This window comes from Microbacterium sp. p3-SID336 (genome assembly GCF_025143365.1).
Taxonomy (GTDB): Bacteria; Actinomycetota; Actinomycetes; order Actinomycetales; family Microbacteriaceae; genus Microbacterium.
In genome coordinates this window covers 1-19,567 of sequence record NZ_JALXPE010000029.1, presented here as the reverse complement: position 1 = coordinate 19,567, position 19,567 = coordinate 1, and the positions used below count along the sequence as shown (strand labels likewise).

Annotated in this window: 18 protein-coding genes; 17 read left to right on the top strand and 1 reads right to left on the bottom strand. The window is 70.8% G+C overall.

Annotated features, from left to right (window positions below; all coding sequences use genetic code 11):
* Positions 1-33: 33 nt before the first annotated feature.
* Positions 34-915 (top strand): aminoglycoside phosphotransferase family protein, encoded by an 882-nt coding sequence (locus M3C17_RS10180; protein WP_259977603.1) that lies wholly within the window; start codon positions 34-36, stop codon positions 913-915.
* Between the two features lie 220 nt (positions 916-1,135).
* Positions 1,136-4,291 (top strand): DUF11 domain-containing protein, encoded by a 3,156-nt coding sequence (locus M3C17_RS10175; RefSeq protein WP_259977602.1) that lies wholly within the window; start codon positions 1,136-1,138, stop codon positions 4,289-4,291.
* Between the two features lie 118 nt (positions 4,292-4,409).
* Here the strand turns inward: M3C17_RS10175 and M3C17_RS10170 are convergent, their stop codons facing one another.
* Complete coding sequence (locus tag M3C17_RS10170) at positions 4,410-5,630, bottom strand: ROK family protein (RefSeq protein WP_259977600.1); 1,221 nt, start codon at positions 5,628-5,630, stop codon at positions 4,410-4,412.
* Positions 5,631-5,730: 100 nt separating this feature from the next.
* Between M3C17_RS10170 and M3C17_RS10165 the strand changes: the two genes are divergently transcribed.
* The 15 genes from M3C17_RS10165 to rpsN all read left to right on the top strand — a co-directional run bounded on the left by M3C17_RS10165 (position 5,731) and on the right by rpsN (position 19,560).
* A complete protein-coding gene (locus tag M3C17_RS10165) occupies positions 5,731-7,056 on the top strand; it encodes an ABC transporter substrate-binding protein (RefSeq protein ID WP_259977599.1) in 1,326 nt (441 codons plus the stop codon).
* Positions 7,053-8,000 (top strand): carbohydrate ABC transporter permease, encoded by a 948-nt coding sequence (locus M3C17_RS10160; RefSeq protein ID WP_259977598.1) that lies wholly within the window; start codon positions 7,053-7,055, stop codon positions 7,998-8,000. The genes M3C17_RS10165 and M3C17_RS10160 overlap by 4 nt, the downstream gene beginning before the upstream one ends.
* Positions 8,000-8,878, top strand: a complete 879-nt coding sequence (locus M3C17_RS10155; RefSeq protein WP_259977597.1) for a carbohydrate ABC transporter permease — start codon at positions 8,000-8,002, stop codon at positions 8,876-8,878. Before M3C17_RS10160 ends, M3C17_RS10155 begins: the two co-directional genes overlap by 1 nt.
* 37 nt (positions 8,879-8,915) lie before the next feature.
* Positions 8,916-10,607, top strand: a complete 1,692-nt coding sequence (locus tag M3C17_RS10150) for a glycoside hydrolase family 13 protein (protein WP_259977596.1) — start codon at positions 8,916-8,918, stop codon at positions 10,605-10,607.
* 130 nt (positions 10,608-10,737) lie between these two features.
* Entirely contained in the window at positions 10,738-11,748 is a 1,011-nt protein-coding gene (locus M3C17_RS10145; RefSeq protein WP_259977595.1) for a metal ABC transporter solute-binding protein, Zn/Mn family, read from the top strand.
* Between the two features lie 26 nt (positions 11,749-11,774).
* The gene (locus M3C17_RS10140; RefSeq protein WP_259977594.1) at positions 11,775-12,584 is read left to right on the top strand and encodes a metal ABC transporter ATP-binding protein; all 810 of its coding nucleotides are present in this window, start codon (positions 11,775-11,777) and stop codon (positions 12,582-12,584) included.
* Positions 12,581-13,459, top strand: coding sequence for a metal ABC transporter permease (locus M3C17_RS10135; protein WP_259977593.1), 879 nt, complete (start codon positions 12,581-12,583; stop codon positions 13,457-13,459). Before M3C17_RS10140 ends, M3C17_RS10135 begins: the two co-directional genes overlap by 4 nt.
* Before the next feature lie 182 nt (positions 13,460-13,641).
* Positions 13,642-14,058, top strand: coding sequence for a Fur family transcriptional regulator (locus M3C17_RS10130; protein ID WP_259977592.1), 417 nt, complete (start codon positions 13,642-13,644; stop codon positions 14,056-14,058).
* On the top strand, positions 14,055-15,095 hold the full coding sequence (locus tag M3C17_RS10125; protein ID WP_259977591.1) for a permease: 1,041 nt from the start codon (positions 14,055-14,057) through the stop codon (positions 15,093-15,095). The genes M3C17_RS10130 and M3C17_RS10125 overlap by 4 nt, the downstream gene beginning before the upstream one ends.
* Complete coding sequence (locus M3C17_RS10120; protein ID WP_259977589.1) at positions 15,088-15,951, top strand: DUF1980 domain-containing protein; 864 nt, start codon at positions 15,088-15,090, stop codon at positions 15,949-15,951. The genes M3C17_RS10125 and M3C17_RS10120 overlap by 8 nt, the downstream gene beginning before the upstream one ends.
* Positions 15,952-16,495: 544 nt before the next feature.
* Positions 16,496-17,977, top strand: coding sequence for an Ig-like domain-containing protein (locus tag M3C17_RS10115; protein WP_259977642.1), 1,482 nt, complete (start codon positions 16,496-16,498; stop codon positions 17,975-17,977).
* 1 nt (position 17,978) lies between these two features.
* Positions 17,979-18,704 (top strand): DNA-3-methyladenine glycosylase, encoded by a 726-nt coding sequence (locus tag M3C17_RS10110; protein WP_259977588.1) that lies wholly within the window; start codon positions 17,979-17,981, stop codon positions 18,702-18,704.
* A gap of 140 nt (positions 18,705-18,844) precedes the next feature.
* Positions 18,845-19,081 carry a 50S ribosomal protein L28 gene (gene rpmB, locus M3C17_RS10105; RefSeq protein ID WP_025102729.1) on the top strand — a complete coding sequence of 79 codons (237 nt, stop codon included), beginning with the start codon at positions 18,845-18,847 and terminating at the stop codon, positions 19,079-19,081.
* Positions 19,081-19,251, top strand: a complete 171-nt coding sequence (gene rpmG / locus M3C17_RS10100) for a 50S ribosomal protein L33 (protein WP_017203558.1) — start codon at positions 19,081-19,083, stop codon at positions 19,249-19,251. The genes rpmB and rpmG overlap by 1 nt, the downstream gene beginning before the upstream one ends.
* Positions 19,252-19,254: 3 nt before the next feature.
* Positions 19,255-19,560, top strand: a complete 306-nt coding sequence (gene rpsN, locus M3C17_RS10095; protein ID WP_017829734.1) for a 30S ribosomal protein S14 — start codon at positions 19,255-19,257, stop codon at positions 19,558-19,560.
* The last annotated feature ends 7 nt before the right edge of the window (positions 19,561-19,567 follow it).

Below are 19,567 nucleotides of genomic sequence, written 5' to 3'. Positions count from 1 at the left end.
GGCGGGAGCGGACCGAGGGGGGCGTACGGAGCGATGACCTCGCACGAAGGACCGGACCACACGGGAGCGGGCGCGCAGGAACCGGACCGCGCGGAGCGGCTGTGCGCGACGGCGGAGGAGTTCCTCCGCGCATGGGACCTGCGTCGCGACGGCACGGCGCGCTCCGGGGAGGCGGGGATGCTGCTGCCGGTGCGCGCGGCGGACGGCGAGCGTGCGGCGCTGAAGGTGCAGGCGCCGAGCCCGGAGGTGGATGCGGCCGTGCGCGGGCTGGCCGCGTGGGACGGGCGGGGGATCGTCCGGATGCTGCGGAGTGAGGCCGCGCGCGGCGCGATGCTGCTGGAGCGGCTGGACGCGGATCGCAGCCTGGAGTCCGTGGGAGAGGACGAGGCCATCCGCGTGGTGGGCGGCCTGCTCGCGCGTCTGCACAGCACTCCGCCGGTGGCGGGTCTTCCCCGCCTGGAGGCCGTCGTGCAGGAGATGCTCGACGCCGCGGACACGGCCCGCGTGCTCCCGGCGGAGGACCGCCGCCGTGTCGACCGCTGGACGGGAGCGGTCGCGGAGCTCGCGCACGACGCGGGGGAGCGCTTCCTGCACTGGGACCTCCACTTCGGCAATGTGCTGGCCGGCACGCGCGAGCCGTGGTTGGCGATCGACCCGGAGCCGCTCGTGGGGGATGCCGGATTCGACCTCTGGCCCGCGCTGGACAGCGGGTGGAGCAGCGACCCGAGGGCGGTGGACGCGGCGGCCATCGTGCGGCGCCGCTTCGACCTGCTGACGGACATCCTGGAGCTGGAGCGGCCGCGCGCCGCCACCTGGACGCGGGCGCGGCTGCTGCAGAACACGCTGTGGGACATCGAGGACGGGAAGCCGTTCATCGATCCCGCGGCCGTGGTCCTCGACGACGCCCTGACCTGACCCGACCGACAGTCGTCCGGGCGCGAGGAGGCGGCGGCGGACGGGCTCGATGCGCGCGGTCCGCCACGTCATCCGGTCTGGGTGAGGTCCCTTGCACGGCTTCGATCTCGGGTCTACCCTCCCGGCTGGGGGAGATATCCGACCGAGGTGAGTCGAGATGTCCAGTCGCACGTCGCAGGTGCAGGTCTCACACATCCAGGGCGCTGGTCGGCGCGCACGGATGCTTATCGCAGCAGGGTTGGCCCTCCTCCTCGGCGCTGCGGGTCTCGGGGGTGTGTCCGCTGCGGTGGCCGCTCCCGGCAGTCCGGGGGTGCCGCAGGCGCCGGCCGCCGCCGTGTACCTGGAGACCTTCGAGAACCAGACGGCCACCAGCGGCATCCGCATCGGCCAGTACACCGGAGGCGCGGCGGCGAACACGGAGACGTACCTCACGAGTCCGAACTGGGCGCCTGCGGCCGATCAGTGCAACGGCTGGATCCTCCGGTCGTCCACCCCGAGGAACGCGACGGTGACCGGCGTCGATTCGGGCTGCGACGCTACCGCCTGGGCCTATCTCCAGGGGATGGCGACCGCCATCGGGCTGTACATAGGGGAGCCGCTGACGACGGCGCAGCAGAACCAGATCCTGTCGGAGTACACCAACGGCGGCTCCGCGCCAGGACCCGGCGTCGAGTTCCAGACCGCGAAACCGATCACCGCGGGCATCGTCCCGGGTCACTTCTACCTCATCAGCGCGGTCTACGGCGCCGCGAACTGCGTGTCAGAGGGCCCGACGCTGAACCGAGTGGACCCGCAGCTGAGCTTCAACCTGCTCGTGAACCAGACCGGCAGCGGACCGGCTCCCGGCACGGGAGGGGGCACGGTCACGACCCTCGCCAGCGGCCTCAACCCGTGCACGGACCCCGCAGCGCGCGAGATCACCGTCGGCGGGAGGCTGTTCCACGTCGCGGAACTGCAGTCGGCGGGATTCCGGGCCGACGCCACCACGACCTCACTCGGCGTGCAGCTGTTCAACGCCGCCGGCGGCTTCCGCGGGAACGACAGCGGCTTCGACGACCCGCAGATCGTCGATGCGACGCCACAGCTCGACAAGGTCTTCAGCCCGACCACGGTGAAGGTGGGTCAGACCTCCACGCTGACCTTCACCATCACGAATACGGACGAGCTCGAAGCGAAGAACGGATGGTCGTTCACCGATACGCTCCCGGCGGGGCTCCGCTTCGCCGGCGAGCCGGTCACGGACTGCCCCGCGGGTGTGGCCACGGTCGATGGCACGAGCATCAGCGGGACCGGCAACATGGATGCGGGAACCGTCTCCTGCACGTTCACGGTCCCGATCACGTCCGACACCGAGGGCGCCTACACGAATGGTCCGGCCAACATAGGCCCGATCAGCGGCCTGCTCGAGCCCGGGGAGAGCACGGTGGTCTTCACGGCGGCGGATGCGCCCGCGATCAGCGTCGTGAAGTCCGCGAACCTCACCGATCCGGCGCAGTACGTGCTGGGGGCCCCGGTGACGTACTCGTTCCTGGTCACCAACACCGGAAACGTCGACCTCACCGCGGTGGCGGTCGCCGAGACGGCGTTCAGCGGCGCGGGCACTCCGCCGGTAGCCTCCTGTCCACAGACCACCCTCGCGCCCGGCGAAGAGACGACCTGCACCGCCGGCTACACCCTCACGCAGGCGGACATCGATGCGGGGGAGGTGACCAACACCGCGCAGGCGACCGGCACTCCGCCCGAGGGAGATCCGGTCACCGCGAGCGACGATGCGGTGATCTCCGGGAGCGAGGCGCCGCAGCTCTCCCTCGTGAAGACGGCTGATGCGAGCGGCGTGCAGTCGCCGACCCGCGTCGGGGACCCCATCGCCTATACGATCCTCGTGTCGAACACCGGCAACGTCACACTCACCGGCGTCGCCGTGACCGACACGCTCCTCGGGAGTGCCATCACCGCCGTGTGGCCAGGGGTCCCAGGCACTCTCGCCCCGGGGGAGGACGTCACCGTCACCGGAACCCACAGCGTCACCCAGCTCGATATCGAGACCGGCGCCGTGACGAACACGGCCACCGCGACAGCCCGCGACCCGAACGGCGACGACGTCCCGGCCGGGCCCCAGTCGACGACCACGCCGCTGAACCAGGCCCCGGCGCTGTCGCTGCTCAAGTCCGCAACGCCGGTGCTCAGCACACCGCCCGCCCCCGGAGACCCGATCACGTTCTCGTTCACCATCACCAACACCGGGAATCTCCAGCTCAGCGATGTCGCGATCACCGACCGCCTCCCGGGACTGTCGAGCATCGCGTACACGTGGCCGAGCGATCCCGGCGTCCTGCCACCCGGTGCGGACGCCACAGCGACAGCCACCTACGCGATCACGCAGGCCGACATCGATGCCGGTGTCGTCGCGAACACCGCTGTCGCGAACGGCACCACGGAAGGAGGCGCCGACGTCCCCTCCAACGAGGCCGACACTTCGACGCCCCTCGCGCAGGCGCCGGCTCTCACCCTCGTGAAGGCGGCGGACGCGGCGGGCATCACCGACCCGGCCCAGCCGGGCCAGCCCATCGTCTACTCGTTCACGGTGACCAACGCGGGCAACACGACGCTCACCGCCGTCGCGATCATCGACCAGCTCGCGGGCCTGCCGCCGCTGACCTACACCTGGCCTGCGGCCGACGGCGTCCTGCTTCCGGGCCAGGAGGCCACCGCCGCCAGCACCTACCTCACCACCGCCGCCGACATCGACGACGGGGAGGTGACCAACAACGCCACTGCCACAGGGCAGCCCCCGACGGGTGCCCCCGTCGACTCGGGCCCTGCGACCACCACGACGCCACTGGTGCAGGCTCCGTCCCTCACGCTCGTGAAGACGGCGGACGCCAGCGGAATCACCGATCCGGCCGAAGTCGGACAGCCCGTCGTGTACTCCTTCACCGTCACGAACACCGGGAACACGACCCTCACCGATGTCGTGGTCACCGACGAGCTCGCAGGTCTGCCGCCGCTGGCGTACACCTGGCCCGGAGCGGCGGGAGTGCTGCGTGCCGGGGAGGAGGCCACGGCTACCAGCACCTACGCCATCACGGCCGCCGACATCACCCGGGGAACGGTCACGAACACCGCGACGGCCACCGGCCGGCCTCCGACGGGCGATCCCGTGGGATCCGACCCGGCGACGACGACGACCGTCCTCGTCGCCGCGCCGGAACCGCCCCCGAGTCCGCCACCAGGGCCATCTCAGGGGGGTCTCTCCAACACGGGAGGAACCGTCCCGCTCATCGCGCTGACGGTCGCGGCGATCCTGCTCATCGCCGGCAGTGCACTCGCGGCATACACACGCAGGAGGAAGGTCGGCGGGGACCCGCACGCCTGATCGTCGGTCTCGCGGACCAACGGCGCCCGCACGAGCCGATCGAGGGCGCTGCTCGAGTCGGAGCTGTGTCGACGGGCATACTCACCGGGCCGCTCATGCCCAGTCGGTCCAGCGGCGATCAGGCGGTCGCGGTGAGGCGCTGCGCGGCGAGCCGGGGCACCGCGTGCTCGCGTGCGGCGCGGCGGGCGGTCGCGACGGCGCCGACGGACACGACCTCCGCGCCGAGCGTCGAGGCGAGGATCTCGGGCGCCGGCAGGTGCAGCTCCGCGGGGAGGATGCGGCGGGCAGCGGCGAGCACGGGCTCGATGCTCTCCGCGACCGCTCCGCACACGATGACCCGCGCGGGGTCGTACATGCTGCCGAGCACGCCGACCACGCGGGCGACCGTGGCGCCGACGCGCTCGGCCACGCGCAGGGCATCGGGGTCGCCGGAGGCCGCGAGGGTGAGCACGAGCCGGGGATCGACGGGCCCGTCCGCCACGAGTCGGCCGAGGGCCCCGTCGGCCGCGGCCTCTCCGCTCTCGACGACAGCCCGTGACTGCTCCTGCAGCGCGTACCGGAGGCCGAACGCCGAGCCGACGCCGACGATGTGGTCGAACACCACTCCTTCGCCGACACCGCCGTGCGCACCGTGCAGCACGTGCCCGTCGACCACGACCCCGCCGCCGAAGCGCTCGCTCGCGAGCAGGGCCACGTAGTCGCGACAGTCCACGGCGACACCGATCGTGCCCTCGGCGATGGCCGCGAGCTGCGCGTCGTTCTTGACCTGGACCACGGGCGCCCAGTCGCGGAGGGCGTCGGCGAGGCCGGGGTTCGTGCGCTCCCAGAAGCCGTCGGGGTGCGGAGGGGAGATCCCGTCCCTGTCGACGGGCGCCGCCACTCCGACGCACACGGCGAGCACGCGATCCGGTGACGCGTCGGCCTCCTCGCGAGCCGCGGAGAGGTGTCGCAGGATCGTGCTTCGGCGATCGGCGGCGCTCTGCGCGGGGTCGAGGTCGACGCGGTGATGGACGAGGGTGCGGTCGTGCAGGTCGGCGACGGTGACCGCGAGGTGGGTGTCTCCGGCGTCGACGCCCAGCACGACGCCGAGGTCGGGGGAGAGGGCGAAGCGGCGGGCGGGGCGTCCGGAGCGGTACTCGCCGGTGGCGCGCGCGTTCGGCAGCTCGCGCAGCACGTCGGCGGCGACGAGGGTGTCGATCGCGTCGATGGCCGTGGAACGGGTGAGGGAGGTGCCGGCCATGGCCTCCGTGGCGGTGAACTCGCCGGCGTTCCAGGCGAAGTCGAGCACGGCGCTGACGCTCGCGCGCCCGGTGCCGAGTCCTGTCGAGACCTCTGTCACTCCCCTTGACCTTTCTGTCGCCCAGATGAGACAGTACCTCCTGACGGACTAAATTCGCTCACTAGATTTACTCCCCGCATCTACGGACGGAAGGACGACGGTGTCTGCATCACGAACACGGGCGGTGCGCTGGACAGCCGGCGCGCTCGGCCTCGCGCTGACCGGGGCCGCGCTCACGAGCTGCGCAGCGGGCGACGGGGCCGAGACCATCCGCTTCACCTTCAGCAAGCGCGAGGCCATCCCCTTCATGACGGATCTCGTGGCGGAGTACAACGCGTCGCAGGACGACGTCCGCGTCGAGATCGACACGTCCGGCGTCGACGTGGTGTCCGCGAGCTTCGTCCGCGGCAACCCGCCGGACATCATGCTCGCCAACTACAACTACGAGGTCGCACGCTTCGTGCAGCGCTGTGCGCTCACCGACCTCTCCGAGACCGACGCCGCAGCGGACATCCGCGACGACCTGCAGCCGCTCATGGACCAGTACGGCTCCTGCGAGGGGCGCACCAGCGCGCTGCCCTACTCGGTCATGGCGGCGTCCGTCATCTACAACGCGCAGATCTTCGAAGAGCAGGGCCTGGAGGTGCCGCAGACGTGGGACGAGCTCATCGCGCTCTGCGATCAGCTCCGCGAAGCCGGCATCGACCCGTTCTACGGCACGTTCAAGGACGACTGGACGGTGGCTCAGGGCTGGTACGACTACGCCGTGGGCGGTTCACTCGACGTGCTGGAGTTCTTCGACGCGCTCGCCGCCGAGGGCACCGAGGTCGGTCCGGACTCCGAGGTCTCCTTCGAGAAGGACTTCGCCGAGCCGATGGACAAGATGATGCAGCTCGTGAACGACTACACGAACGAGGATGCCGCCAGTCGCGGATACGGCGATGGCAACCTGGCCTTCGCGAAGGGCGAGGCCGCCATGTACCTGCAGGGCCCCTGGGCCTTCAGCGAGATCGCGAAGACGGACCCGGATCTGGAACTCGGCACCTTCCCCCTGCCGATGACCGACGACCCCGACGACCTGGCCGTGCGCGTGAACATGGACCTCGCGGCGATGATCCCGGAGGAGTCGCGACACCAAGAGGCCGCACGCGACTTCCTGGAGTACCTCTACCTGCCGGAGAACATCGAGGAGTACAACGCGTCGCAGCTCGGGTTCACCCCGACCACGGAGGCGGCTCCGCCCGACGACCCCCGCGTCGAGGGCATGATCCCGTACTACGAGGGCGGCCAGATCTATCAGGGCCCCTCGGTGCTCGTCCCCAAGACGCTGCCGGTCTTCAACTACGCGCAGGCCATGGTGCTCGGCGCCCCGCCGTCGTCCATCCTCCGCACCATGGACGCCGACTGGGCTCGTATCGCCTTCCGCGCCCCCATCCCGACCTCCGAGGATTCCGCATCGGGCGAGACAGAGGAGTCCGCGCCATGAGCACCAGCACCACGACCGCCAGCACCCGGACGGACGCGAGCACCACCGCGATCGTCACCGGCGGGGAGCGGAAGATGCGCCGCCACACCCGCCGCGTCGAGCCGATCTACTACCTGTTCCTGCTGCCGACCCTGGTGATCTTCACGCTGGCGATCACGGTCCCGGGTGTCATCGGCATCTTCTTCAGCTTCACCGACTCGATCGGCCTCGGCGAATGGAACTTCAACGGGCTGACCAACTACATCGCCCTGTTCAGCGACCCGGCCATCCTGCAGAGCTACCTCTTCACGTTCGGGTTCTCGATCGCGACCGTGATCGTCGTGAACGTCATCGCCTTCCTGCTGGCCGTCGGGCTCACCTCCCGCATCCGCTTCAAGACCGGGCTGCGCACGATCTTCGTGATCCCGATGGTGATCTCGGGCATCATCATCGCCTACGTCTTCAACTTCCTGTTCTCGAACTCGCTGCCCGCGGCCGGCGCGGCGGCCGGCATCCCGTGGCTGGAGACGAGCCTGCTCGCGAACCCCGACCTGGCGTGGGTCGCGATCGTCATCGTCACCGCCTGGCAGGCCGTTCCCGGCACGCTGCTCATCTACATCGCCGGGCTGCTCTCCGTGCCGGGCGAGGTGTACGAGGCGGCGAGCATCGACGGCGCGAGCCGCACGCAGCAGCTCACCCGCATCACGATTCCGCTGGTCGCCGGCTACGTGGTGATCAACGTCATCCTCGGGTTCAAGGGCTTCCTGAACGCGTACGACATCATCGTCGGCCTCACCAACGGCGGGCCCGGCACCGCCACCCGCAGCGTCGCCATGACGATCATCGCGGGCTTCAACGGCGGCGACTACGCGTATCAGATGGCCAACGCGACGATCTTCTTCATCGTGGCCGTCCTCATCTCCATCCTCCAGCTCTCGCTGACCCGTGGAAGGAACACGTTCTGATGACCACGCAGACCCTCACGACCGCTCCCGCGACCGGGCGGAAGAAGCGGCAGAAGATGGAGCGCGTCAACTGGTCGGGCACCATCATCCTGATCCTGTGCACGGCGACGGTCCTCATCCCGCTGTACGTGACCATCTCGATGGCGTTCAAGACCACGGGGCAGGCGGTCGACGGCAACGCCTTCTCCTTCCCGGCGCCGTTCAGCATCGACGGATTCGTGCAGGCGTGGACCCTCACCAAGTTCCCCGTGGGCGCCGCCATCTCGCTGCTCGTCACCGCCGGGACGGTCATCGCCACGATCGTGCTGGCGGCCTTCGCCTCCTACGCGATCGTTCGCAACTGGGACCGGCGGCTGTTCCGCTACTCGTTCTTCTATCTGCTCGCCGCGATGTTCATCCCGTTCCCGGTGGTGGCGCTGCCGCAGATCCAGCTCACCGGCCGCGTCGGGCTCGACAACCCGTTCGGCGTGATCATCCTCGCCACGATGTTCCAGCTCAGCTTCAGCGTGCTGCTGTTCACCGCGTTCCTGCGGTCGATCCCGATCGAGCTCGAGGAGAGCGCGCGCATCGACGGCGCCAGCACGTGGCAGACGTTCTGGCGGCTCATCTTCCCGCTGCTCGCCCCGATGAGCGCCACCGTCGGCATCTTCGCGTTCCTGTACGCCTGGAACGACTTCATGATGCCGTCGCTGATCATCTCCGATCCGAACCTGCAGACCCTGCCCGTGCGGCAGAACCTCTTCCAGAACCAGTTCAGCAACAACTACAACGTCGCCTTCGCCTCCTACCTGATGGCGATGGCGCCCGCGATCGTCGCCTACCTCTTCACTCAGCGCTGGGTGATGGAGGGCGTCACGCAGGGTGCCGTCAAGGGCTGACCCGACCACCGCACGAAAGCAAGGAGCTTCACCCCTCATGACCGATTCGCTGCTCACCGAGACCCGCGAAGACGACAAGACCGCGACCTGGTGGCGCCAGGCCGCGGTGTACCAGATCTACCCGCGGAGCTTCGCGGACGCCGACGGCGACGGCATCGGGGACATCCCCGGCATCGTCTCCCGAGCCGACTACCTCGCCGAGCTCGGCATCGACGCGGTGTGGCTGAGCCCGTTCTACCCGTCCGAGCTCGCCGACGGCGGCTACGACGTCGCCGACTACCGGAACGTCGACCCCCGCCTCGGCACCCTCGACGACTTCGACGCGATGGTCGAGGCGCTGCACGCCCGCGGCATCCGTGTGGTCGTCGACATCGTCCCCAACCACACCTCCGACCAGCACGCCTGGTTCCAGGAGGCGCTCGCCGCCGGCCGCGGATCGGCCGCCCGCGAGCGTTACATCTTCCGCGAGGGGACAGGGCCCGACGGCTCCGAGCCGCCGACCGACTGGATCTCGATCTTCGGCGGCAGCGCGTGGGAGCGCGTGGAGGACGGCCAGTGGTATCTGCACAACTTCGCCGTGGAGCAGCCCGACCTGAACTGGGACCACCCCGAGGTGCGTGAGGACTTCCTCACCACGCTGCGCTTCTGGTCGGACCGCGGCGTCGACGGGTTCCGCATCGACGTCGCCCACATGCTCACGAAGGACCTCACCGAGCCGCTGCCCTCCCGCGCCCAGCTCGATGCGATGGATCGCTCGTCCGGCAGCCACCCGATGATCGACCGCGACGACGTGCACGAGATCTACGCCGACTGGCGCCGGGTGTTCAACGAGTACGACCCGCCGCGCACCGCCGTCGCCGAGGCGTGGGTGGAGACGCCCGAGCGCCGCGCGAAGTACGCCTCCGCCGATGGACTGGGGCAGGCGTTCAACTTCGACCTGCTCGTGGCCGACTTCGACGCCGCCGACTTCCCGCGCATCATCGCCGACAACCTGGCACAGGCGCACGCCGCGGGCTCGTCGACCACATGGGTGCTCTCGAACCACGACGTGACCAGGCACGCGACCCGGTACGGCCTTCCGCCGCTGCGGGGCCGCGCCGTGAAGCAGGGCACCGAGTGGGTCCGCGCGGGCGGGCCGGAGGAGGGCCTCGACCGCGAGGGCGGACTGCGCCGCGCGCACGCTGCGACCCTGCTGCTGCTCGGGCTCCCCGGCAGCGCCTACCTGTATCAGGGCGAAGAGCTGGGCCTGCACGAGGTGGCCGAGATCGCGCCGGAGCAGCGCCAGGACCCGGGCTTCTTCCGCGGAGCCGACTTCGACGGGCTCGGCCGCGACGGGTGCCGGGTGCCGCTGCCGTGGACCGCGTCCGGGTCGTCGTACGGCTTCGGCGGCGGCGGAGCGCATCTGCCGCAGCCGTCCTGGTTCGCGCAGCACGCCGTGGAGGTGGAGGACGCCGACCCCGCGTCCACCCTCAACCTCTACCGCGAGGCGCTGCGGCTGCGCCGGATCCTCCAGTCCGGGGAGGACCTGGAGTGGATCGAGACCGGGCGGGATGACGTGCTGCGGTTCCGCCGCCCGAACGGCTGGGAGGTCGTGACGAACTTCGGCACCGAGGCGTTCGACCTGGGCGCGGCGGCCGAGGACGCGGTGCTGGCGACGGCGGCGCTCGTGGGCACGGCTCTTCCCGGAGAGGCCACCGCCTGGATCGCCCCGGGCGGGATCGCCGACTGAGCTCGGGGACGGCGGGGGATCGGTCATCGCCGTGCGGTGCACTCGGTGAGTGTGCCGCGCGGTACGGCCGGTTCCCCGCGCTCTCGACATTGATTTGATAATGGTTCTCATTAGCGTTTAGAGTGAGGGCATGAAGAAGCCCGCCGTCGCCCTCGCCCTCGCATCCGTCGCCGCCCTCTCCCTGGCGGGATGCGCGACCCCCGCCGCGACGGGGCAGGACGACGACACCGTCACCGTGGTGGCGAGCACCAACATCTACGGCGACATCGCCGCGCAGATCGGCGGGGACCGCGTCGAGGTCGAGTCGATCATCACCTCCGCCTCGCAGGACCCGCACTCGTACGAGGCCAGCGCGCGGGACCGCCTCACGCTGCAGAAGGCAGACCTCGTGGTCGAGAACGGCGGCGGGTACGACGCCTTCATCGACAGCCTGCTGCAGGATGCGGACGGTCCGCACGTGGTGACCGCGGTCGAGTTCTCGCACGACTACCCCGGGAACGAGGGGCACGAGGGGGAGGGTCACGCCCACGGCGACGAGGAGGCGACGGCCGAGGACGGCCACGATCACGACCATGCCGAGGACGAGGGCGACCACGCCGGCCACGACCACATCGAAGGGTTCAACGAGCACGTGTGGTTCGACCCGCACACCATGATCCACGTGGTCGAGGCCATCGCCGACGAGCTGACGGAGCTCGACCCCGACGGTGCCGACACCTTCTCGGCGAACGCCGACGAGCTCATCGCCGACCTGGAGGGGTTCGAGGCCGACCTGGAGACCCTCAAGACCGATGCCGCCGGAGCGCCCGTGTTCATGACCGAGCCCCTGCCCGGCTACCTCGCGGCCGCAGCCGGTCTGACCGACGTGACCCCGCAGGGCTTCGCCGAGGCCGTGGAAGAGGGCAGCGATGTCGCCCCCGCCGTGCTGCTCGAGGCGCTCGACGTGATCGGCTCGGGTCAGGCCGCCGCGCTGCTGACGAACGCCCAGACGGGAGGCGCGGAGACCGAGCGCGTCGAGAAGGCCGCGGAGGACGCAGGCATCCCGGTGGTCGCCTTCACGGAGCTGCTGGAGGACGGATCGTCGTACTCTGAGTGGATGCGTGACGCGATCCAGAGCCTCGCCGCCGCCGTCCAGCCGTGAGCGACGCCGGCGGGCGGCCCGCCCCCGTGCTTGAGATCGCCGACGGCGCACTGCAGCGAGGTGATCGCGAGCTCTGGTCCGGCCTCGACCTGACCGTGCAGCCGGGGGAGTTCATCGCGGTGCTCGGCCCTTCCGGATCCGGCAAGACCACGCTGCTGCGCAGCATCCTCGGGCTGCAGCCGCTGTCGCGCGGGACCATCCGGGTGGCGGGGGAGCCCGTGCACCGCGGCAACGCCCGCATCGGCTACATCGCGCAGCAGCGGGCGATCGCGGCGGACACCAGCATGCGCGCACGGGACCTGGTCGCGCTGGGGGTGCAGGGCAGCCGCTTCGGCTTCCCGCTGCCGCACCGCGGCGACAGGGCCAAGGTCGACGCGCTGCTGCAGGCGGTGGGTGCCACGCACTACGCCGACCGCCGCGTGGGGCTGCTGTCGGGTGGCGAGCAGCAACGGCTCCGGGTGGGCCAGGCCCTCGCGGACGAGCCGTCGCTGCTGCTGTGCGACGAGCCTCTGTCGAACCTCGACCTCGCCAACCAGGTCGGCGTCACCGACATCATCGATCGGCAGCGGCGCGAACGCGGAGCCGCCGTGCTGTTCGTCACGCACGACATCAACCCGATCCTCGGCCGAGTCGACCGCATCCTCTACATCGCGGGTGGCCGCTTCGTGCTCGGCACTCCGGAAGAGGTGCTGCAGACCCGCGTGCTGACCGATCTCTACGGCACTCCCGTGTTCGTCCTCCGTGCCGGGGACCGCCTCGTGGTGGTCGGCGTGCCGGACGCCGAGCCGCACCACGTGCACGACGACGAGCACCACGATCACGGAGGGGTCGCATGACCGGCTCGCTCGCGCTCGTCCCCGCCGTCGGCTGGGACGACATCTTCTCGTTCCAGGATTACGGCGAGCTCGTCGCCCTGCTCGCGAACTCGATCATCGCCGGCGCCGTGCTCGGCATCGTCGGCGGGCTGATCGGCGTCTTCGTGATGCAGCGCGACCTCGCCTTCGCGGTCCACGGGGTGAGCGAGCTGTCGTTCGCGGGAGCCGCCGCGGCGCTGCTCTTCGGCGGCAGTGTCGTGTTCGGCTCTCTCGCCGGGGCTCTCGTCGCGGCGATCCTGATCGGCATCCTCGGCGCCAAGGCTCGCGACAGGAACTCGATCGTGGGTGTGCTGATGCCGTTCGGGCTCGGGCTCGGCATCCTGTTCCTCTCCCTGTACGACGGCCGCAGCGCCAACCGCTTCAGCCTGCTGACGGGCCAGATCGTCTCGGTGTCCAGCCCGGACCTGGGCTGGCTCATCGGCATCAGCGTCGTGGTGCTGCTGGGGCTGCTCCTGATGTGGAACCCGCTGCGCTTCGACTCGCTCGACCCGGAGTCCGCGGCGGCCAGGGGCGTGCCGACCCGGGCGGTGAGCCTGCTCTTCATGGTGCTGCTGGGTCTGATCGTCGCGGTGAGCGTGCACATCATCGGCGCGCTGCTCGTGATGGCGCTGCTGGTCACACCGGCCGCCGCGGCCATGCGGATCACGGCGGGCCCTGTGGCGGTGCCCTTGCTCGCCGCGCTGTTCGGCTTCGTCTCGGCGGTCGGCGGCATCCTGCTCGCGCTCGCGGGGACCCTCCCGGTCAGTCCGTACATCACCACGCTGTCGTTCACGATCTACGTCATCTGCTGGATCGTGCAGAGGACCCGCTCCCGCGTCCGCCGCCTCGCGGCCTGAGCAGCGAGGCGACGCACCGGGTCGCCATCCGTGAGGGACGGCGACCCGGTGGGGTTCAGGTGCCGGAAGGGGCCTGGCGACGCCGCGAACCGTTCGTTCGCGCATCGCCGGTCTTCGCCGCGCGAGCGGGGCGGCGGGCGCTCCCAGCGCTCGCCAACCCGGCCCGGCCTAGAATCGAGGGCATGGCTCAGCGGAACACCTGGCAGCGCGAACGCGTGCGCGAAGCTCTCGCCGACGCGCGCGGTTTCGTGAGCGCGCAGAGCCTGCACGCCGCCCTCCGCGACGACAACACGGGCATCGGCCTGGCCACCGTCTACCGCGCTCTCGCGGGGCTCGCCGCCTCCGGAGACGCCGACTCGCTGCAGAGCCCCGAGGGTGAGGCGCTCTACCGCGCCTGCACCACGCAGGGTCACCACCACCACCTCATCTGCCGGTCCTGCGGGCTCACGGTCGAGATCGAGGCGAAGGACGTGGAGCAGTGGGCGCACCGCACCGCCGCCCTGCACGGTTTCACCGACGCCGCGCACGTCGTCGACATCTTCGGGCTGTGCACCCCGTGCGCCAAGAAGCGCGAGGCCGACAGGGCAGCGACAGCGTGACCTCGTCGGCACGAACGGCCTCCCGTCCGGGCCACACGCATCGTCGGCCGCCGTCGCCGCGTTCGACCTGGACGCTGGTCGGCATCGGCGCCGCGATCGTCGCAGCCCTCTTCCTGATCGACGCCTTCCTGCCCACGCTGTTCCCGGCGTCCCTGCCGACCCGTGCGGAGGACGGCCTCACGCTCGCGCTCAGCGTGCTGATCGAGGCCCTGCCGTTCGTCGTCCTCGGCGTGCTGCTGTCGATCGTCGTGCAGGTGTGGCTCCCGGCCGACGTCATCCACCGGTGGCTTCCTCGCCGCGCCTGGGCGCGTCGCGCCGTACTGTCGCTGCTGGGCATGCTGATCCCCGTGTGCGAGTGCGGCAACGTGCCCTTCGCGCGCGGTCTGATGATGCGCGGCCTCGCCCCGGCGGAGGCCCTGACCTTCCTGATCGCGGCGCCGATCGTGAACCCCATCGTGATCCTCACCACGCACGCGGCCTTCGGCTGGGACGGCGGGATCCTCGTGGCGCGCCTGGTCGGCGGCTACCTGATCGCGAACCTCATCGGCTGGATCTACAGCCGCCACCCCTCGCCGGACTCGCTGCTCACCCAGCGCTTCGTGGACACGTGCGAGCGCGTGACGCACGAGCCGGGCACGCCGGTGCGGCGCAGTCTGACGCAGTTCCTCGTCGAGCTGCGCGCCGTGATGCCCGCGCTGGTCATCGGCTCCGCGCTCGCCGGCGCCGTGCAGGTGCTCATCCCGCGCGACGTGCTGCTCGCCATCGGCTCCAACCCCGTGCTGTCGATCGTGGCGATGATGCTGCTCGCCATCGTGGTGGCGATCTGCTCCAACGTCGACGCGTTCTTCGCGCTGTCGTTCGCCTCGACCTTCTCATCGGGCGCGATCGTCGCCTTCCTCCTGGTCGGGCCGCTCGTCGACATCAAGATGCTCGCGCTGATGCGCACCACCTTCACCGCCCGCACGCTCGTGGTGATCACCGGCGTCGTGCTGGCCGCGGCGTTCGCGATCGGGATCGGGGTGAACGTCCTTGTCTGAGCAGAACGTGGATCGCCGGCGCGCTCTGGCCACGCGCTGGCTCGGTGTCGGGCTGGCCTCCGTCGTCGCGGTGGTCACCCTCGGCCTCGCGGTGACCGGGCGGCTCACCCTGTACATCAGTCCGGAGTCGGTGTGGTTCGCGTGCGCGGCGGCCGTCGTCACCCTCGCAGGCGCGATCTGGTCGTGCACCCTCCCGCTGGGCGCGGAGGGCGACCACGGGCACGACCATGGGCACGCGCAGGCTCCTGCGCACGCCTCTGCGCGCCCCGAGGCGAAGGCCGCAGACGCGGAAGCGGCGGGTGCGGAAGCGGCGGGTGCGGAAGCGGCGGGTGCGGGAAGCACTGCGCCGTCGCGCCGCTCGCTTGCGGGTGTCGGCGCGGTCGCCGGGGGAGTGGTGGCGACGGGCGTCGTCGCAGCGGCCCTGGTGCTGCCCCCCGCATCGCTGTCGGTGGAGCTCGCGATGTCGCGCGCGGGCGAGCAGTCCACGCTGTTCGCCGGGGCTGACACCGTGGCGCTGGGCGTCGCCGACACGTCGACCTTCGGCGTGGGCGACTGGGCGAGCGTGTTCGCCGCCGCCACCAACACCACGGCGTACGACGGCGCGCCGGTGACGCTGACCGGCTTCGTCACGCCCGGTTCGGGAGACGGCGTGAACCTCACGCGGCTGGTCATCACGCACTGCGTGATCGATGCGCAGACCGCCGCCCTCCCCGTGGACGTCGACCCGGGCGAGTACGACACCGGGCAGTGGGTCGAGGTGAAGGGGACGGTGCGCGCGGACGCCGACGGCTCGCTCCACATCGAGCCGACGGACGTCGTCGCGATCGACGAGCCGAAGGACCCGTATGAGTACTGACGACGAGCGCCCCGAGCAGCCCGCCGTCCCACGGACCCGCGCCGAGCTGCGCGCCGCCAGGGAGGCCGCCGAGCGCGCCGCCGCTGCGGAGGCTCCTGCCCCGTCCAGGACCCCTGCCGCGTCCGATGCCCCCGCCCCGTTCGAGGCCCCCACCCCGTCTGAGGCTCCTGCGCCGTCAGGAGCTCATGCCCCGTCCGAGGTTCCGTCCGAGGCTCCCGCCCCGTCCGAGGTTCCTGCTCCGTCTGAGGCTCCTGCCCCGTCCGGGGCACCCGCCCCGTCAGGAGCTCATGCCCCGTCCGAGGTTCCGTCCGAGGCCCCTACCTCGTTCGAGGCCCCTGCCGCGTCCGATGCCCCCGCCCCGTCCGAGGTTCCTGCTCCGTCTGAGGCTCCCACCCCGTCCGAGGGTTCCGCGTCGTCAGACGCTCCTGCCCAGTCCCCGGCTCCGGCGCGCGGGGGTCGCCCGGGGCGCGGCGAGGATCCGCGCCCGCCGGGGCCGCGCAGGACCGGTGCGACCCCGCCGCCGATCCCGCGCGCGACGGAACCGGTGCTCGCCGCCGCCGGCCCCGCACCCGACCAGCCCTCCGAGCCCGGCTGGACCCCGACAGACGACCTGCCGGGGGGAAGCTCCCGCGACAACGGACGGCGCACTCCCCTCACGTCGCGCCGCCGTTTCCTGCTCACGATCGGCGCCGTCCTCGGTGTGCTGGTGCTCGTGGGCACCGGCTTCGGCATCGTCAGCCTGCTGCAGGGGCCGCGGCTGACCGCCGTCCAGGTCGACGAGGCGCAGGCCATCGAGTCGTCCGGCAGCCGGGTCATCCTGACCGCGAACCAGTCGCTCGCCGAGATCGACCCTGCACAGGTGACGGTCGAACCCGAGGTGCCGTTCACGGTCGACGCGGCCGGCCGCGGGGTCGGAGTCCGCTTCACGGTGCCGCTCGACGACGAGACCACGTACACGGTCTCGGTCGCCGACGTCACCGGCGTCGGCGGCGGTCCGTCCGCGGAGCTGTCGACCAGCTTCACCACTCCCGCCTCCACCATCTACCTGCTGCGGCGGGACGTCGACGGGGACGACATCATCTTCCGCACCGACCTGGGTGGCGAGAACGCGGTGCCCGTGTTCTCCCATCCGCGGATCAACGACTTCCGCGCCACGTCCACCCAGCTCGTGGCATCCGTGGAGGAGGACGACGGCTCGCGCCTGCTGGTGATGGACCGCGACGGCGCGGATCAGCGTGAACTGAAGCTGCCCGGGGACGGGTACGTGGGCGCGATCCAGGTGTCCGAGCGCGGCAACCTCGTCGGCTACAACTACTCCGACCGTGAGCTGAGCGACACCGAGGGTCGGGCGAGCGTGCTCGTGACCCAGTCGCTGAACGGCGACGACGACCCGCAGATCGTCGAGGTCGGCGGCGAGGAGGCGAGTGTGTTCGTCTGGCAGTTCGTGCCGGACAGCGCGGCCGTGCTCTTCATCGACTTCGACGGCGCGCTGGCCCTGATCGACCGCTCCGCCGACACGGGCGTGCAGTCCCTGGGTCTCGCGACGACGATCCAGGGCATCACCCGCGGCACGTACACCGCGATCGTCGAGCGGCTCGACGGCACGGTCGTGGAGCTGAACCTCGCGGACGGGTCGGAGCAGCCGCTCGCCGCCTCGAACCCGGATTACGGCACGGCCACGTCGATCACGCCGTTCCCCGGGGGGACGCTGCGGCACGTGGTCTCCCGTGACGACAGCGGTCTGCCGATCGGACAGGCCGTCATCCGCGTGGACGAGGCCGGTGCCGCGGAGCCGTTGGTGGAGGTCGGGTCGGAGGATTCGATCCTGCAGGCCTGCGCGTCGCCCAGCGGCCAGTACGCCGCGGTGGTGATCGCCCCCGATCTCCGAGAGAACTCCTACGACGGCATGCTGCTGCCGCTGCCGGAGAACGTGGAGACGCACCTGATCGACATGGACTCCGGGAAGGAGCTCGTGGCGCTCACGGGGTTCGACGCGTCCTGGTGCCAGACGGCTCCGCGGTTCTGACATGACCGCCCTCGTGAACCTGCGCCGCGCGACCCGTGACGACGTGATGCGCTCCGCCGTCGAGGTGGCGCCCACGCTGCTCGGCGGAGAACTGCGCACGGTCGTCGTCGAGGGCGGGGTGCCCGTCGAGGTGCGCGTGCGCATCACCGAGGTCGAGGCGTACCACGGGCAGGGCACGGGCGACCTCGCCGACCCCGGCTCGCACGCGCGGATGGGGCGCACCGCCCGCAACGCCACGATGTGGGGCGAGCCGGGGCACCTGTACGTGTACCTGAGCCACGGCATCCACTCGTGCGTGAACGTGGCGTGCGGGCCGGAGGGGCAGGGCGACGGCGTGCTGCTGCGTGCCGGCGAGATCGTGGCGGGAACGGACGACGCGGCGAGACGCCGGTCGGCGGCGGTTCCCCTGAGCAGGACAGCGCGGCGGGACCTCGCGCGCGGGCCAGGGCGGCTCGGTCAGGCACTGGGGCTCCGGTACGCGCAGCACGACGGCATCGACGCGATCACGGGCGAGGAACGCGACGGCGCCAGCGCGGAACTGTGGCTCGCGCCCCGGGCGGCGGAGATCGCGCAGGGGCCGCGGGTGGGCGTCGCCGGCATCGCGGGAACGGATGCCTTCCCCTGGCGGTTCTGGATCCCGGGCGACCCCACCGTGTCGGCGTTCCGGTGGGGGAGAGGGGCGGCCGACGCCGCGGCCCTTCGCACGGCTTCGCCCGTGCTAGACTGACTCTTTGTCTGCGCACGCTCCTGTGCGCAGTTCGCATGCTTCCCCTTCCGCGGCCGAGAGATCGGCGGGTCGAGGCCGCGTGCAGACAAGGGATCTTGGGTGGGGCCGTCCGGCCTCACGGTAATGAAGGAGTCATCATCATGGCAGCAGTGTGCCAGGTGACCGGAGCTGTTCCCGGCTTCGGTCACAACGTCTCGCACTCGCACCGCCGGACGAAGCGTCGCTTCGACCCGAACGTGCAGAAGAAGACCTATTTCGTGCCGTCGCTCGGCCGTAAGATCACCCTCAACGTGTCCGCCAAGGGCATCAAGGTGATCGACGCGCGCGGCATCGAGAACGTCGTCAAGGACCTCCAGGCGAAGGGTGTGAAGCTCTAATGGCCAAGAAGGCTCAGGACGTCCGTCCGATCATCAAGCTGCGTTCGACGGCGGGTACCGGTTACACGTACGTGACCAAGAAGAACCGCCGCAACACCCCCGACCGCCTCGTGCTCAAGAAGTACGACCCGGTCATCCGTCAGCACGTCGAATTCCGAGAGGAGCGTTGATCCATGGCTAAGAAGAGCAAGATCGCGCGCAACGAGCAGCGCAAGGTCATCGTCGAGCGCTACGCCGAGCGTCGTGCCGAGCTGAAGAAGACCCTGGTCGACCCGAACGCCACCGACGAGGCCCGCGAGGCCGCTCGCGTCGGCCTGCAGAAGCTGCCGCGCAACGCGTCGCCGGCGCGCGTCCGTTCGCGCGACGTCATCGACGGCCGCCCTCGTGGCGTCCTCACGAAGTTCGGCATCTCGCGTGTCCGCTTCCGTGACATGGCGCACCGCGGCGAGCTGCCCGGCGTGACCAAGTCGAGCTGGTAAGTCTCCA